Raw genomic sequence first — 13,446 nt, 5'->3', positions numbered from 1 at the left:
GCCCCGTGCCGATCCCGAACCGAGGAGCTCCCGTGCAGTACATCTCCACCCGAGGCGGCATGCAGCCGCTGCCGTACTGCGAGACCCTGCTCGAGGGGCTCGCGCCCGACGGAGGACTGGCCGTCCCCGAGACGATGCCCACGGTCGACGGAGAGACGCTCGAGCGCTGGCGTGCCCTGACGTATCCGCAGCTCGCCACCGAGGTGCTCGGTCTCTTCGCCACGGACATCCCGCGGGCCGATCTCGCCCGCATGACGGAGGCCGCCTACGAGCCGTTCCCTGAAGAGGTCGTGCCCCTGCGGTCGATCGGCGACGATCTCACCCTGGTGGGTCTCTCCGAGGGGCCGACCCTCGCTTTCAAGGACATGGCCATGCAGTTCCTCGGGCAGGTCGTCGAGTACGCGCTCGAGCGCAAGGGCTCTGTCCTCAACATTCTCGGCGCGACCTCGGGAGACACCGGCTCGGCTGCCGAGCACGCTCTTCGCGGCAAGGACCGCATCTCGGTGTTCATGCTGTCCCCGAAGGGGCGCATGAGCGCGTTCCAGCGCGCGCAGATGTTCTCGCTCGACGATGACAACATCCACAACATCGTCGTCGACGGCGTGTTCGACGATTGCCAGAACCTCGTCAAGTCCCTCGCCGGCGACCTCGACTTCAAGCGCGCTCAGCACCTCGGTGCGGTCAACTCGATCAACCTCGCGCGCATCACCGCCCAGGTCGTCTACTACTTCTGGGCGTGGCTGCGCGCGACGGACGCCGGCGGATGGACCGAGGTGTCGTTCACGGTGCCGTCCGGAAACTTCGGCAACATCCTCTCGGGGTTCTTCGCGAAGGAGATGGGGCTGCCCATCCGTCGCCTCGTGCTCGCCGCCAACGAGAACAACGTGCTCGACGAGTTCTTCCGCACCGGCGTCTACCGGCCGCGGAGCGCTGCCCAGACGCTCGCCACCTCGAGCCCGTCGATGGACATCTCGAAGGCGTCGAACCTCGAGCGCTTCATCTTCGAACTCGTGGGTCGTGACGCAAGCCGCGTCGTGAAGGCCTGGCAGGAGCTCGACACCCAGGGTTTCTTCGATTTCACCTCCGATCTGGCGCGTTTCGTCGAGGAGTTCGGCATCGTCAGCGGCACCTCGACGCACGACGACAGGCTCGCGACGATCAGGTCCGTCTATGAGGCGACGGGGGACATCATCGACCCGCACACGGCCGACGGAGTCAAGGTCGCTCGCGAGAACGTCGAGCCCGGTGTGCCCATGCTCGTGCTCGAGACGGCGAAGCCGCAGAAGTTCGCCGAGACGATCCGCGAGGCGATCGGCGTCGAGCTCGAGTACTCCTCAGAGCTGCGCGCGATGCTCGACGCTCCGCAGCGCAGGACCGAGATGGCCGACGACGAGCACGAGCTCCGAGCGTTCATCGAGGCCGAAGCCCTGCGCTGAGCGACTCACTCGGGGTCGCCGTGCAGCATCCAGGGGACTCCGAAACGATCGACGAGCATTCCGAACGTGCCGCCCCACGGCGGGGTGTCGAGCGGCATGGTGATCGCCGCACCGTCGGACAGGGCGTCCCAGACCTGTTGCGTCTTCTCCTGCGAGTTGCCGCTGAGCGAGACCGAGAATCCCTGGGGCGGCTCGAACGGGATGCCGTCGGGGGTGTCTGAGGCCATGAGCACCAGGCCGTCCGGCGTCGTGAGCTGCGCATGCATCACGAGATCGTTCTGATCCGGGTTCTGGACCATGTCGGGGAACTCGCCGAACACGTCGATCTCGAGATCACCGCCGAGCACGCCCTGATAGAACTCCATCGCCTGTCGCGCCTCGGTGCGGAACGAGAGATAGGGATTGAGATTGGCCATGACTGCCCCCAGCCTTGTCAGGCGGGGCCGCCGTCGGTCCCGCTGCGGCTCATTCTGCGCCGGGGGTCGGACATCCGCAAGAGCGACGTCGCGCTCAGGCGGGGAGGGCCTTCACCGCCGCCGTGAGCACCTGAGGCACCGTCGGCACACCTTCGGCGCGGAACACTTCTGCGCCCGAATCATCGCGGATGATGACGGTCGGGGTGACGCGGATGTCGAGCGCCTCCGCGGCATCCGGTTCTCTCGCGACGTCGATCTCGGTGACGGTCGCGTCGGGGAGGTAGCGCACGGCGTCCTCCACGACCGAGCGGGTGCGCGAGCACGCTCCGCAGAACGCGGAGGTCACGAGCGTCAGTTCCATGGCTCTCCTCTCGGCTCTCGAGGTGCAACCGCGCACCGTCTCGCGGTGTTCCCGAGCCGCGATCAGAACGAGGTGCGCTTGACGAGGCCCCGGTTCGTGCGGATGTGCTCGTAGTCCCATTGCACGACCCGCGACTCCGACAGCCAGACGGCGAGCCGGTCGGTGTCGATCTCCGAGGCGGAGGTGAATCTCTTCTCGGCGGCCTCGAAGGATCCTGAGGCGACGAGTCCGGGCTCTGCGAACGACTGGCCGCTCCAGAACATCAGTCGGACGGCATCCTTCAAGCGGTCGTATCCGACGATCGGATTGCCGTCGAGGAACCAGACCGGGTGCGCGTGCCAGACCTTGGCGGCGGCGTCGGGGAGTGCTCGGTCGATCTCGTCCGCGAGGAGGTCGCAGATCAGCCGATCCTCCGAGCTGAGCCTGCGGTGGTAGTCGGCGATCTCAGGCGCACGGGTCATGCTGCGAGTATGGCGCGTGCGACGGCAGACGTCGAGAGAGTCACACGGAAGACGTGGTCGCGCGCGGATGCAGCAAGCCGGAGATCGCACCCAGAGCAGCTCCGACGAGGGTGTCGACGATCCTCTCCCCGGCGACGTCCATCGAACCGATCTCGCCCGTCGCTGCGCCCGTCAGCAGAAGCACCAGAGGGGTGATGAAGACGAGCGCGAGAGCGTAGTGCCTGACGACGACGAGCTCGATCGTGAACTGCAGCGCGCCCAGCAGCAGAGCGAGCCACAGCCCCGACGGATGCAGCAGCGCGAGCAGCGCGTACACGCCGGCCCCGACCACGGTTCCGAGCATGCGATGGAGTCCGCGCTGGACGGCGGCGCGACGGGCGGCGGCCACGCCGATCACCGCCACCGCCGACCCCACGATCCAGTACGTCCGGGTGGGGTCGATCACCAGTCCCAGCAGGACGCCGATGACGGCGACGATCGCGACCCGGATCACGAGCATGCGCGAATCGGGGGTGAATGCGGGGCCCGGGAGCAGCTCGCTCAGCGGCCGAGCGGAGATCGAGCGCGCTCGAGGACGCAGAAGCGGCGCCATCGCGACCAGATAGGAGAACACGCAGCCGGCCGCGAGTGCCCCGAGATAGGTCAGCGGTGCCAGGGGCGAGCTCGCCACGACGTGCGCCGACAGGCCGAAGACCAGCACGAAGAAGAGCGGTCCGGGCGGGCCGAGCCGGAACCCGAACGCCAGGGCAGCGCTGACGACCGCGACCACCACGACGCCGATGCTCACGAGCCAGGCGTTGGCGGAGACAGCCACTCCGAGAGCGGCGCTGACGATGAGGCCCGCGGCGACGAACGGCAGGATCCTCGCCCGATCGATCACCGGTGCCGTCCCGGCGAAGAGGACCGTGAACGCGCCCGAGGCCGCGACGTAGCCGAGCGACGCCTCGCCGAGCACGGTCATGACCGCTATCGGCACCGCGATGCCCAGCGCCGCTTGGGTGGCGAGATGCCAGCGCGGACCGCGCTTGGGCGCCAGGGCGAACAGGCTCATCCCTCCATTGTCTCGCGTCGCCGGCGCTGAGCAGGACGGACGTCGACCGGAGTGCGGCGAGCCGGCGGGAATTGTCCCCGGCGATACGATGGCCGACGTGACGGAACCTCGACCGGGAATCGCCGAACGGCTTTCGCAGATGATCCAGCTGCCGACCGTGTCGGCCGAGGTCGAGGAGCGCGGAACCGAGCCGTTCGAGTCGTTCGTCGCTCTGATCGCGCAGCTCTACCCGCTCGTCCACGAGCATCTCGCACTCGAACGGCACACCGATTTCGGGCTGCTCTTCCACTGGACGGGCAGGGACGCCGGCGCTGCGGGGCCGGTCGTGCTGATGGCGCATTATGACGTCGTCCCCGTCGACGAGAGCGACGCATGGACGCATCCCCCGTTCGAGGGCGTCATCGCCGACGGAGTCGTCTACGGTCGTGGTGCTCTCGATGACAAGGGTCCGCTGATCGTCGTGCTCGAGGCGGTCGAGAACCTGCTCGCCGACGGGTTCACCCCCGCACGGGACGTCTACCTGTCGTTCGGGGGCAATGAGGAGACCTTCGGTCGAGCAGCCGAGGAGATCGCCCGCGTCCTGCGCGATCGCGGCATCATCCCGTGGCTCGTGGTGGACGAGGGCGGCGCCGTCGTGGATGCGCCGCTGCCCTTCGTTCCGGGACGGGCGGCGATGATCGGCGTGGGGGAGAAGGGCGTCATGACGCTCACGCTCTCGGCGCGTGGTGAGGGCGGTCACGCCTCGGCACCGCCCGCTCTCACAGCGGTCCGGCGCGTGGCGAGGGCCGTCGATCGGCTTGGCCCCCGCATGTTCCGACCGCGTCCGTCGAAGGCGATCGGACGGATGCTGTCGCAGCTCGGAGCTCAGACTCCCGGTCCGGCAGGGCATCTGCTCCGGCTGCTCGGCTCGGCCCCGCCGGTCACCGGCCGGCTGTTCGCCGCGCTCGGCGGCGAGCCCGCAGCACTCGTGCGCACAACGGTGGCTCCGACCATGCAGTCGGGCGGCACTGCCGCGAACGTCCTGCCGTCGCAGGCCTCGGCGACGGTCAACCTGCGCATCGCGCTGGGTGAGACGACGCAGCAGACGGTGCTGCGGGTGCGTCGGCGCATCCGGGATCCGCTCATCACCGTATCCGTCGAGGAGGCGAGCGAGCCGTCGCCCGAGTCCGCGACCGACAACGCCCAGTTCACGCTGCTCGCCGACGCTCTCGCCGTCTCTCACCCGGGAGTGCCCGCGGTCCCGTACGTGATGATGGCGGCGACGGACTCCCGCCACTTCCACCGTTTCGCCCCCGCCGTCTACCGCTTCGCGCCGCTCGAGATGTCGAACGCACAGCGGGCGTCGATCCACGGCGTCGATGAGAACGTCGAGATCGTCGCGCTCGAGCGGGGGGAGCGGTTCCATCGGGCGCTCCTCGAGCGGCTAGGGTGATCTCACCCCTCCGCGGGCGCTTCGGTGCCCGATCCAGTCCTTTCACCGAGGAGCCGCGATGACGCGCACCCGAACTCTGGGAACCCTCGCCACCGTCGTCGGCTTCCTCGCCTTCGTCGAGTTCACCAGCGGCGTGCTGCAGGGCTACTACACGCCCATGCTCACGGACATCGCGCGGCACCTCGGCATCCACGACGCCGATGTCAACTGGCTCGAGGGCACGCAGCTCATGCTGTCGGCTCTGGTGGTGCCCGCTTTCGCGAAGCTCGGCGACATGGTCGGCCACAAGCGGATGCTGCTCATCTCGACGGCGCTCACCGCCGCGGCGGCGCTCGTCCTGCCCTTCACCGATTCGTTCCCCGTGTTCCTGATCGGCTGGACGCTGATGGGGTTCTACGTCGTCTGGCTGCCGCTCGAGATCGCGCTCATCTGGTCGCGCTCCCGTCGCATGGAGGGGCGTTCGTCGATCACGGCGAAGGCCGCGGGACTCCTCGTCGCGGCGCTCGAAGGCGGCGCGATCATCGGTGCGCTCGTGGGCGGAGCCCTGATCGATGTCCTGCCCCTGACGGTGGTGCTGCTCATCCCCGCCGTGCTCATCGTCGTGTGCTTCTTCGTGATCCTGTTCGGGGTGAAGGAGTCTCCCGATCCGACCGGCGGTGTCTTCGACACTGTCGGCGTCGTGCTGATCTCGCTCGCCCTGATCTGCTTCACCGGGGGTCTCAGCCTGCTCCGTCTCGAGGGCGGACTCGTCAACCCCTGGTCCTGGGCCGTCGTCGTCCTCGGCCTTCTGCTCGTCATCCCGTTCGTGCTCTGGGAACTGCGCTGCGACGACCCGCTCATCGACGTGCGCATGTTCCGCTCGCCGGCACTCGGCCCGGTCTTCCTCACCGCCGGCCTGTTCGGGGTGAGCGTGCTGGGTGCACAGGCGCCGCTGTCGACGTTCGCCCGCACCGACCCCGGTGTCTACGGCTACGGGCTCGGAACCACGGGTTTCGCGACGTCCCTGATCATCGGGCTCTACCTGATCGCGATGATCGCGGGAGCCCTGCTGTTCCCGCTCATCGCTCGTCTGCTGACTCCGCGGATCACCCTGATGGGCGCATCCCTGCTCGTCGGCATCGGCTTCCTGCTGTTCCTTCCGTTCCACGATTCGTACGTGCAGGTGGTGACCAACATGGTCATCGTCGGCCTCGGCTCGGGTGCTCTCGTGGCCGCCCTTCCCGCGGCTGCGGCATCGGCGGCTCCGGCGACCCAGACGGGCGTCGCGACAGGCCTCACGAACTCGGTCAAGACCGTGGGCGGAGCGATCGCCTCGTGCATCTTCGGGATCGCGCTCCTCAACGGCGTGAGCGGGGCGGTCGAAGGCACTGCGGGATCATTCGCCGGGTACATCACCGTGTGGGTGGTCTGTGGCGTGACCGCGCTGATCGCCGCCGCGATCCTCGTCTTCGTTCCGAAAGAGGCCTTCACCGACCGCACGGATGCCGAGGCCGTCGCCGCACCCGTGGTCTGAGCTGCGGGCGGCCGGCTGCCGGTGTCAGTCGTCAGTCGCGGTCGAGGCCGAATGAGCGCTTGACGACGGCCTGCATGTCGCGGTCGAGTCCGTCGATCCGCGTGTTCACGGCATCGAAGCGGGCGTTCATCTCGCCCCGGAGTCCGCCGATCTGTGCGTTCATCTCCCCGCGCAGCCCGCCGATCTCGGTGCGCACCACGCGGATGAACAACGTCGAGACGACCGTGAGCATGCCGAACATGAGCGCGGTGAAGCACCCGATCATGGTCCAGATCTGGGCGTCGTTCATGAGGTGCACCGTGTCATCCTCGCATCGTTCCAGACGAGGAATCGGAAGAGGCGTCGCTGTATACCGCCATCCCGAACAGTGGGAGGAACTCGTGTTCCGGCCTCGGTGTGCAGGAGAGCCGGGCTCACCCGCCGCAGAGCGCGCGCGTCACTGGGACTCGCGCGGCGGGTTGTGCATGAACTCGATCCGGATGCCGTCGGCATCCTCCACGAACGAGGCGTAGTAGCGCTCCGTGTATCGCGGATATTCCTTGGGCTCGCGCACGGCCGACCATCCCGCATCGCGCGCGACGGCGTGAAGGCGGTCGACCTCGTCTCGCGTCGACACCGAGAAAGCGATGTGCTGCCATCCCACGCGGCCGTGACGATGGGGCCCGGATTCCTCATCCCAGGCGTACAGGATGATCTCGGTCTCGTCGCCGTTGTGCCACGAGATCGAGTGGTCGTCCTCACCGCCGCTCTGATAGCCGAGGGCCGTCAGCACGGGATGGAACTGCGCGCGACCGCGCTCCAGCTCGTTGACGGTGATGCCCAGGTGATCCAGAAGAGCCATGCGTCCAGTCTTCCAGTCGGCGCCCGGATCGCACTAGTGCGGAGCGTGGTACTCCGCTTCGCCCCGCTTCCAATAGCCCTTGACCACCGCGTTCGCGGAGTCGACGCCCCACCGGCTGAGCAGCGCGCGCCCGGGCTTCACGACCGACTGCTCGGCGGCGATGAACACGAACGGGTCGTCGCCGACCGAATCGTCGGCGGTCAGGCGGTTGAGGAATGCGATGAGGGCGGAGCCTTCGGCGGCGTCGCCACGGTGCAGCCATTCCACGTCGACCGGGGTGTCGATCTCGATCTCCCGGCCGACGGAGGCCGTCTCGATCACGATGCGGGCGGGCACCCCGGTGGGTATCGACGAGGCGAAGCGTCGGATCGCCGGGATGGCGGTCTCGTCTCCGACGAGAAGCCAGGATCCGGGGCTTCCGCTGAGCACGGCCGAACCGCGGGGGCCACCGACTCCGATCGATGCACCCAGCGGAGCGGTCGCGGCCCACGGGGCGCCGACCCCTGCGTCGCCGTGCACCGCGAACTCGACGTCGAGCCAGTCGTCGCCCCAGGCGAGAGGTGTGTACTCGCGACTCGGCGCCTCCCGCATCTGCGCGAGGGACTCCACGGGACCGGACGGGAAGAAGAGGCGCATGTGGTCGTCGGAGCCGGGAGAGTCGAAGCCCTCGAGGTCACTGCCACTGAGCCGGACACGCACGTAGCCAGGGACCAGCCATTCCCGGGCGGTCAGCGTGACGGTGCGGAAGCGCAGATCGAGGCCGCGGCGCTCGATGGAGAAGCGGGATTTCGTATCGCTCATAAAGTAAGGCTAACCTATCTTGGAGGTGGAGTTAGGGCATCCTAAGTCCGCCGTTCCCGCGCCGTTTCCGCGCACTCATCACCGCAGAACAGGAGTCTCTCCATGTCCATGCCCAGAATCCTCACCGCTACGAGCGTCGGTCTCGTCGGCCTCCTCACCCTCGCCGGCTGCGCCTCCGGCTCCGACGCCGAGCCGCAGGGGACCGCAGCCGCAGCGGACTCGGTCACCGTCGAGGACAACAGCGGATCGCACGAGATCGCCACGCCCCCTGCATCCGTCGTCGCACTGGACAACCGCACGTTCCAGACCCTCTCCGACTGGGGAGTCGAGCTCTCGGCCGGCGCTGTCGCGCTCATGCCGGACACCGTGTCGTACCTCGACGACGAGTCGATCGTCGACATCGGCCTGCACAGCGAGCCCGACCTCGAGGCGATCGTCGCCGTCGAACCCGACCTCATCATCAGCGGCCAGCGATTCACCCAGCACAACGAGGCGATCGCGGAGCTCGTGCCGGACGCCACGATCATCGACCTCGAGCCGCGCGAGGGCGAGCCCTTCGACGAGGAGCTCAAGCGTCAGACCACCGTCCTCGGCGAGATCTTCGGCAAGCAGGACGAGGCGCAGGCGCTCGTCGACGATTTCGACGCGGCCGTCGAGCGGGCCAAGGCCGCATACGACGACGCCGACACCGTCATGGCGGTGAACACCTCCGGCGGCGAGATCGGGTACCTCGCGCCGACCGTCGGGCGCTCGCTCGGACCGATCTACGACATCCTCGGTCTGACGCCGGCGCTCGAGGTCGATGACGCCTCCGACGACCACCAGGGCGACGACATCTCCGTCGAGGCGATCGCCTCCTCCAACCCCGACTGGCTTCTCGTGCTCGACCGCGATGCGGTCTTCGCCGCCGAGACCCCCGACTACGTGCAGGCGTCCGAGATCCTCGAGAGCTCCGAGGCGCTCGCCGGCGTCACCGCCGTTGCCGACGAGCAGATCGTCTACATGCCCACGGACACCTACCTGAACGAGGGCATCCAGACGTACACCACGTTCCTCGAGGACCTCGCCGACGCGCTCGAGGCCGCGCAGAAGTAGGGCCGACCGGCGGCATCCGCTCCGAGCGGATGCCGCCGTCCGGCGTCGCATGATGACCCGCACCCATACCCGCACCGCATCCGCCGAGTCGCCCCGCTCCGTCGGGCGGCTCTTCGACGTGAAGCTGCTCATCGGCATCCTCGTCGTCGTCGCACTCCTCGTCGTGTCGCTCTTCACGGGTGTGTACGACATCGCGGGGGCCGCGGGCGGCGCGGAGATGTTCCAGATCACCCGCGTGCCGCGCACGATCGCTCTCGTCCTCGCGGGAGCCGCCATGGCGATGGCCGGACTCGTGATGCAGCTCCTCACCCAGAACCGCTTCGTCGAACCCACGACCACCGGCACGACCGAGTGGGCAGGGCTCGGTCTGCTGACCGTCATGGTGCTGGTGCCGAACCCGTCGATCCCGTTGAGGATGACGGGCGCCATCATCGCCGCCTTCATCGGCACGATGGTCTTCTTCGCGTTCCTGCGTCGCGTCTCGCTCCGGTCGTCGCTCATCGTCCCGATCGTCGGGATCATGCTCGGCGCCGTCGTCGGATCGGTGTCGACGTACTTCGCGCTCGTCACCGACTCGCTCCAGGCGATCGGCGTCTGGTTCGCCGGCAGCTTCACCTCGGTGCTCCGCGGGCAGTACGAGATGCTCTGGATCGTGGCGGTCGTCGGGGCCGTCGTCTTCATCGTGGCGGACCGCCTCACGATCGCCGGACTCGGGGAGGAGATCGCCACCAACGTCGGCGTCGACTACAACCGCGTGATCCTGCTCGGGACCGTGCTGATCGCCGTCACCACCGGAGTCGTCACGGTCGTCGTCGGCAACCTCCCGTTCCTCGGACTGATCGTGCCCAACATCGTCTCGATGGTCCGAGGAGACGACCTGCGCAGCAACCTGCCGTGGGTGTGTCTGCTGGGCATCGCGATCGTCACGGTCTGCGACATCATCGGCCGCACGATCATCATGCCGTTCGAGGTCCCGGTCTCGCTGATCCTCGGGATCGTCGGCGCGATCGTCTTCATCCTCCTCCTGCTGAGGCAGCGTCGTCGTGGCTAGCGCACTCGCGGTCGATGCCCGCACCTCCGGATCCTTCACATCCGCGCGTGCGCGCCGTCGCTACGCCCTGGTGCTGGGCGTCCTCATCGTCCTCTCCGCGGCCTTCGCCTTCGCCCTGCTCGCCTGGGACAACCCCATGCCGATCGGATCGCCTGGGTTCTGGCGCATCGCGAAGCTCCGCGTGACGAATGTGACCGTGATGGCAGTGGTCGCGGTGGCGCAGGCGATCGCGACCGTGAGCTTTCAGACGGTCACGAACAACCGCATCATCACGCCGTCGATCATGGGGTTCGAATCGCTCTATCGGGTGGTGCAGACGACTACGGTCTACCTGTTCGGCGTCGCAGGGCTCGTCGCGATCCAGGGTGTCTGGCAGTTCGGCCTGCAGGTCGTCATCATGGTGGGGCTCGCGATGGCGCTCTACGGATGGCTGCTGTCGGGGCGCTACGGAAACCTCCAGATCATGCTCCTGATCGGGATCATCATCGGCGGCGGACTCGGGGCGATATCGACCTTCATGCAGCGGCTGCTCACACCGAGCGAGTTCGACGTGCTGGCGGCTCGCCTGTTCGGCAACGTCTCCAACGCGGACGCGTCCTACCTGCCGCTCGCGATCCCGCTGTGCGTCGCCGCGTCCGCGCTGCTGTGGCTGCGGGCACGGCGGCTGAATCTCCTCGCGCTCGGACCCGACGTGTCGCGCTCGCTCGGACTCGACCACAAGCGCGAGCTCTATGCCGTGCTCTTCCTCGTCGCCGTGCTGATGGCGACCTCCACCGCGCTGGTGGGCCCGATGACGTTCCTCGGCTTCCTCGTCGCGACCCTCGCGTACCAGTTCGCCGATACATACGACCACCGGCTCATCTTCCCGGTGGCGGTGCTCACCGCCTTCACGATCCTCGCCGGGGCGTACTTCGTCATGAAGAACGTCTTCTACGCGCAGGGCATGGTGTCGATCCTCATCGAACTCGTCGGAGGAACCGTGTTCCTCGTCGTCATCCTCAGAAAGGGCAGGCTGTGATCACACTCGACGGCGTCCGCCGCGACTACAGCGACCAGGTCGCGATCGGCCCTGTGGACCTCCGGATCCCCTCCGGCGGCATCACGGCACTGATCGGTCCGAACGGCGCGGGAAAGTCGACTCTGCTGACGATGATCGGCCGGCTCGGCGGCATGGACGCCGGAGCGATCGAGATCGCCGGATACGACGTGGCGACCACGAAGTCGAAGGATCTCGCCAAGATCGTCTCGGTGCTGCGGCAGGAGAACCACTTCGTCACCCGTCTCACCGTGCGCCAGCTGGTGGGCTTCGGGCGCTTCCCGCATTCGAAGGGCCGGCTGACGCGCGCCGACGAGGAGCTCATCAGCAGAGCGATCGACTTCCTCGATCTCGGGGACCTCGAAGGTCGATACCTGGACGAGCTCTCCGGCGGCCAGCGACAGCGAGCCTACGTCGCCATGGTCCTGGCGCAGGACACCGAGTTCGTGCTGCTCGACGAGCCACTCAACAACCTCGACATGAAGCACGCCGTGCAGATGATGAAGCACCTGCGCCGGGCGTCGGAGGAGCTGGGGCGCACGATCGTCATCGTGCTGCATGACATCAACTTCGCGGGGCACTACGCCGACCACATCTGCGCCATGAAGGACGGTGCCGTCGTCGAGTTCGGGTCGCCCGCCGAGATCATGACCGGCGACGTGCTCACCCGGGTGTTCGATACGCCCGTGCGGGTGGTCGAGGGGCCGTCCGGTCCGTTGGCGGTCTACTACTGACGCTCAGAGCTCGACGCCGTGGTCCTCGTCGTTGACGCCGGTGTTGTGGCCGCGCCGGGACTCGTAGCCGATGAACCAGCCGAGCCAGACGATCGCGGCGAGCAGGATGCCGAGCCAGACGTTCTGGAAGATCAGGCCGATCACGACACCGACGATGAGCAGCCCTGCCGTGACGGAGAAGCGGAGTGCGTTGCGGGACATGGCCTCAGCCTAGGGGCGATCCGCGCCGTGCGGCAGGGTCAGCGACTCCGATGATCCTCGGGGGAGAGCCGCGGCCCACGACGGGGTTCGCTCACCCTGCTCGCGAAGATGAGGCGGATCACTCGCTGCCGGTGGCCGACCCACGGGGCGAGCAGCTCGAGCATCCCGTCGTCATCCGTGCGGTGGCCCGTGAGGGCATAGCCGACCTGATGAGCCAGGTGGTAGTCCCCGACGCTCACGGCGTCAGGATCGCCGAGGGCTCTGATGCGGGTCTCGGCCGAGGTCCAGATGCCGACGCCCGGCAAGCTCGTCAGCACGCGATCGCGCTCCTCGCCGGCGGGGGCGGCCAGAAGTGCGCGCGAGACGCTCTCAGCGCGCTCGGCGGCGCGCACGACGGTCTTCGACTGCGGCGGCTGCACCGCGACCCGGTGCCAGTCCCACGACGGGATGCGGCGCCACTGCGCGGCGGTGGGGGCGGTGTACATCGGCCTCGGGGTGGGACCGGGTGCGCGCTCGCCGAACTTCGTGACGAGCTGTCTCCATGCGCGGAACGCCTCGAGGCCGGTCACCTTCTGCTCGATGATCGCGCACGCGAGAGCGTCGAACACGACGCCCGTGCGAGCCAGGCGGATGCCGACCGACCGGCGTGCGACGTCGGCGATCAGCGGATGATGGGAGGGATCGAAGCCGGTGGGGTCGTCGTTCGCGCCGCACAGCTCCGGGACGCTGTCGAGCGCGTGCTCCGCTCCGTCGCCCCACGCCGTGGCGATGATCTCGTCGCCGCGGGCGCGCAGCGCGAGTGCGGCAGGACCGAGCGGCGTTCGCAGCGTGCGCCAGATCACCGGGCCGTCGAACACCATGGTCGGGTCGCCGGGCCCCCGTCGCAGCATGCCCACCGTCGCGCGGAGATCGACGGGTGCGGCCGGCCGATACACGGTCTCGCGCGGCGCGCCGCGGGAGGCCGCATCGGCGGCTCCGGCATCCGCGGTCAGGGTCATGCGCCCACCATACGTGGCG

The 13,446-nt window shown here is 68.2% G+C and carries 16 protein-coding genes; 7 read left to right on the top strand and 9 right to left on the bottom strand.

Annotation, left to right across the window (positions count from 1 at the left end):
• The first annotated feature begins 32 nt into the window (after window positions 1-32).
• On the top strand, window positions 33-1,436 hold the full coding sequence (gene thrC / locus ACZZZQ_RS03875; protein WP_072592216.1) for a threonine synthase: 1,404 nt from the start codon (window positions 33-35) through the stop codon (window positions 1,434-1,436).
• 5 nt (window positions 1,437-1,441) lie between these two features.
• Here thrC and ACZZZQ_RS03870 read toward each other — a convergent pair whose 3' ends face one another.
• The 4 genes from ACZZZQ_RS03870 to ACZZZQ_RS03855 all read right to left on the bottom strand — a co-directional run bounded on the left by ACZZZQ_RS03870 (window position 1,442) and on the right by ACZZZQ_RS03855 (window position 3,725).
• Window positions 1,442-1,852: a VOC family protein gene (locus tag ACZZZQ_RS03870; protein ID WP_463506924.1), complete on the bottom strand. Its 411-nt coding sequence runs from the start codon at window positions 1,850-1,852 to the stop codon at window positions 1,442-1,444.
• Between the two features lie 94 nt (window positions 1,853-1,946).
• Window positions 1,947-2,213 carry a thioredoxin domain-containing protein gene (locus tag ACZZZQ_RS03865; RefSeq protein ID WP_463506923.1) on the bottom strand — a complete coding sequence of 89 codons (267 nt, stop codon included), beginning with the start codon at window positions 2,211-2,213 and terminating at the stop codon, window positions 1,947-1,949.
• A 62-nt stretch (window positions 2,214-2,275) separates the two neighbouring features.
• Entirely contained in the window at window positions 2,276-2,674 is a 399-nt protein-coding gene (locus ACZZZQ_RS03860; protein ID WP_053098823.1) for a DUF1801 domain-containing protein, read from the bottom strand.
• A gap of 40 nt (window positions 2,675-2,714) precedes the next feature.
• On the bottom strand, window positions 2,715-3,725 hold the full coding sequence (locus ACZZZQ_RS03855; RefSeq protein WP_053098824.1) for an FUSC family protein: 1,011 nt from the start codon (window positions 3,723-3,725) through the stop codon (window positions 2,715-2,717).
• Window positions 3,726-3,813: 88 nt separating this feature from the next.
• On the opposite strand from ACZZZQ_RS03855, the gene ACZZZQ_RS03850 reads away from it, so the two are divergent.
• The gene (locus ACZZZQ_RS03850; RefSeq protein WP_463506922.1) at window positions 3,814-5,157 is read left to right on the top strand and encodes a M20/M25/M40 family metallo-hydrolase; all 1,344 of its coding nucleotides are present in this window, start codon (window positions 3,814-3,816) and stop codon (window positions 5,155-5,157) included.
• 58 nt (window positions 5,158-5,215) lie between these two features.
• Window positions 5,216-6,670, top strand: coding sequence for an MFS transporter (locus ACZZZQ_RS03845; protein ID WP_463497879.1), 1,455 nt, complete (start codon window positions 5,216-5,218; stop codon window positions 6,668-6,670).
• A gap of 31 nt (window positions 6,671-6,701) precedes the next feature.
• Here ACZZZQ_RS03845 and ACZZZQ_RS03840 read toward each other — a convergent pair whose 3' ends face one another.
• The 3 genes from ACZZZQ_RS03840 to ACZZZQ_RS03830 all read right to left on the bottom strand — a co-directional run bounded on the left by ACZZZQ_RS03840 (window position 6,702) and on the right by ACZZZQ_RS03830 (window position 8,312).
• On the bottom strand, window positions 6,702-6,959 hold the full coding sequence (locus ACZZZQ_RS03840; RefSeq protein WP_072592217.1) for a hypothetical protein: 258 nt from the start codon (window positions 6,957-6,959) through the stop codon (window positions 6,702-6,704).
• Between the two features lie 147 nt (window positions 6,960-7,106).
• Window positions 7,107-7,511: a VOC family protein gene (locus tag ACZZZQ_RS03835; protein WP_072590779.1), complete on the bottom strand. Its 405-nt coding sequence runs from the start codon at window positions 7,509-7,511 to the stop codon at window positions 7,107-7,109.
• A 33-nt stretch (window positions 7,512-7,544) separates the two neighbouring features.
• Window positions 7,545-8,312 carry a siderophore-interacting protein gene (locus tag ACZZZQ_RS03830; protein WP_463506921.1) on the bottom strand — a complete coding sequence of 256 codons (768 nt, stop codon included), beginning with the start codon at window positions 8,310-8,312 and terminating at the stop codon, window positions 7,545-7,547.
• A 102-nt stretch (window positions 8,313-8,414) separates the two neighbouring features.
• Between ACZZZQ_RS03830 and ACZZZQ_RS03825 the strand changes: the two genes are divergently transcribed.
• The 4 genes from ACZZZQ_RS03825 to ACZZZQ_RS03810 are packed head-to-tail and all read left to right on the top strand — an operon-like array spanning window position 8,415 to window position 12,228.
• Window positions 8,415-9,407, top strand: coding sequence for a siderophore ABC transporter substrate-binding protein (locus ACZZZQ_RS03825; protein ID WP_285365127.1), 993 nt, complete (start codon window positions 8,415-8,417; stop codon window positions 9,405-9,407).
• A 52-nt stretch (window positions 9,408-9,459) separates the two neighbouring features.
• Window positions 9,460-10,458: an iron chelate uptake ABC transporter family permease subunit gene (locus ACZZZQ_RS03820; protein ID WP_463506920.1), complete on the top strand. Its 999-nt coding sequence runs from the start codon at window positions 9,460-9,462 to the stop codon at window positions 10,456-10,458.
• Window positions 10,451-11,476, top strand: coding sequence for an iron chelate uptake ABC transporter family permease subunit (locus ACZZZQ_RS03815; protein WP_187249980.1), 1,026 nt, complete (start codon window positions 10,451-10,453; stop codon window positions 11,474-11,476). The genes ACZZZQ_RS03820 and ACZZZQ_RS03815 overlap by 8 nt, the downstream gene beginning before the upstream one ends.
• Window positions 11,473-12,228 carry an iron ABC transporter ATP-binding protein gene (locus tag ACZZZQ_RS03810; protein ID WP_363519819.1) on the top strand — a complete coding sequence of 252 codons (756 nt, stop codon included), beginning with the start codon at window positions 11,473-11,475 and terminating at the stop codon, window positions 12,226-12,228. Before ACZZZQ_RS03815 ends, ACZZZQ_RS03810 begins: the two co-directional genes overlap by 4 nt.
• A 3-nt stretch (window positions 12,229-12,231) precedes the next feature.
• On the opposite strand, the gene ACZZZQ_RS03805 is transcribed toward ACZZZQ_RS03810, so the two are convergent.
• Together ACZZZQ_RS03805 and ACZZZQ_RS03800 are read right to left on the bottom strand one after the other, a co-directional pair.
• Entirely contained in the window at window positions 12,232-12,429 is a 198-nt protein-coding gene (locus tag ACZZZQ_RS03805) for a hypothetical protein (RefSeq protein WP_053098832.1), read from the bottom strand.
• Window positions 12,430-12,467: 38 nt separating this feature from the next.
• Window positions 12,468-13,427 carry a DNA-3-methyladenine glycosylase family protein gene (locus tag ACZZZQ_RS03800; protein ID WP_463506919.1) on the bottom strand — a complete coding sequence of 320 codons (960 nt, stop codon included), beginning with the start codon at window positions 13,425-13,427 and terminating at the stop codon, window positions 12,468-12,470.
• Between the last annotated feature and the right edge of the window lie 19 nt (window positions 13,428-13,446).

The organism is Microbacterium sp. AC132 (genome assembly GCF_979258525.1).
The sequence above is the reverse complement of the archived record's forward strand: the minus strand, read 5'-3'. Positions and strand labels throughout refer to the sequence as shown.

Bases quoted from the DNA above. Each gene is read 5' to 3' on its own strand.
- ACZZZQ_RS03870 (WP_463506924.1), bottom strand. From the start codon at position 1,852: ATGGCCAATCTCAATCCCTATCTCTCGTTCCGCACCGAGGCGCGACAG.
- ACZZZQ_RS03865 (WP_463506923.1), bottom strand. From the start codon at position 2,213: ATGGAACTGACGCTCGTGACCTCCGCGTTCTGCGGAGCGTGCTCGCGC.
- ACZZZQ_RS03860 (WP_053098823.1), bottom strand. From the start codon at position 2,674: ATGACCCGTGCGCCTGAGATCGCCGACTACCACCGCAGGCTCAGCTCG.
- ACZZZQ_RS03855 (WP_053098824.1), bottom strand. From the start codon at position 3,725: ATGAGCCTGTTCGCCCTGGCGCCCAAGCGCGGTCCGCGCTGGCATCTC.
- ACZZZQ_RS03850 (WP_463506922.1), top strand. From the start codon at position 3,814: ATGGCCGACGTGACGGAACCTCGACCGGGAATCGCCGAACGGCTTTCG.
- ACZZZQ_RS03845 (WP_463497879.1), top strand. From the start codon at position 5,216: ATGACGCGCACCCGAACTCTGGGAACCCTCGCCACCGTCGTCGGCTTC.
- ACZZZQ_RS03840 (WP_072592217.1), bottom strand. From the start codon at position 6,959: ATGAACGACGCCCAGATCTGGACCATGATCGGGTGCTTCACCGCGCTC.
- ACZZZQ_RS03835 (WP_072590779.1), bottom strand. From the start codon at position 7,511: ATGGCTCTTCTGGATCACCTGGGCATCACCGTCAACGAGCTGGAGCGC.
- ACZZZQ_RS03830 (WP_463506921.1), bottom strand. From the start codon at position 8,312: ATGAGCGATACGAAATCCCGCTTCTCCATCGAGCGCCGCGGCCTCGAT.
- ACZZZQ_RS03825 (WP_285365127.1), top strand. From the start codon at position 8,415: ATGTCCATGCCCAGAATCCTCACCGCTACGAGCGTCGGTCTCGTCGGC.
- ACZZZQ_RS03820 (WP_463506920.1), top strand. From the start codon at position 9,460: ATGACCCGCACCCATACCCGCACCGCATCCGCCGAGTCGCCCCGCTCC.
- ACZZZQ_RS03805 (WP_053098832.1), bottom strand. From the start codon at position 12,429: ATGTCCCGCAACGCACTCCGCTTCTCCGTCACGGCAGGGCTGCTCATC.
- ACZZZQ_RS03800 (WP_463506919.1), bottom strand. From the start codon at position 13,427: ATGACCCTGACCGCGGATGCCGGAGCCGCCGATGCGGCCTCCCGCGGC.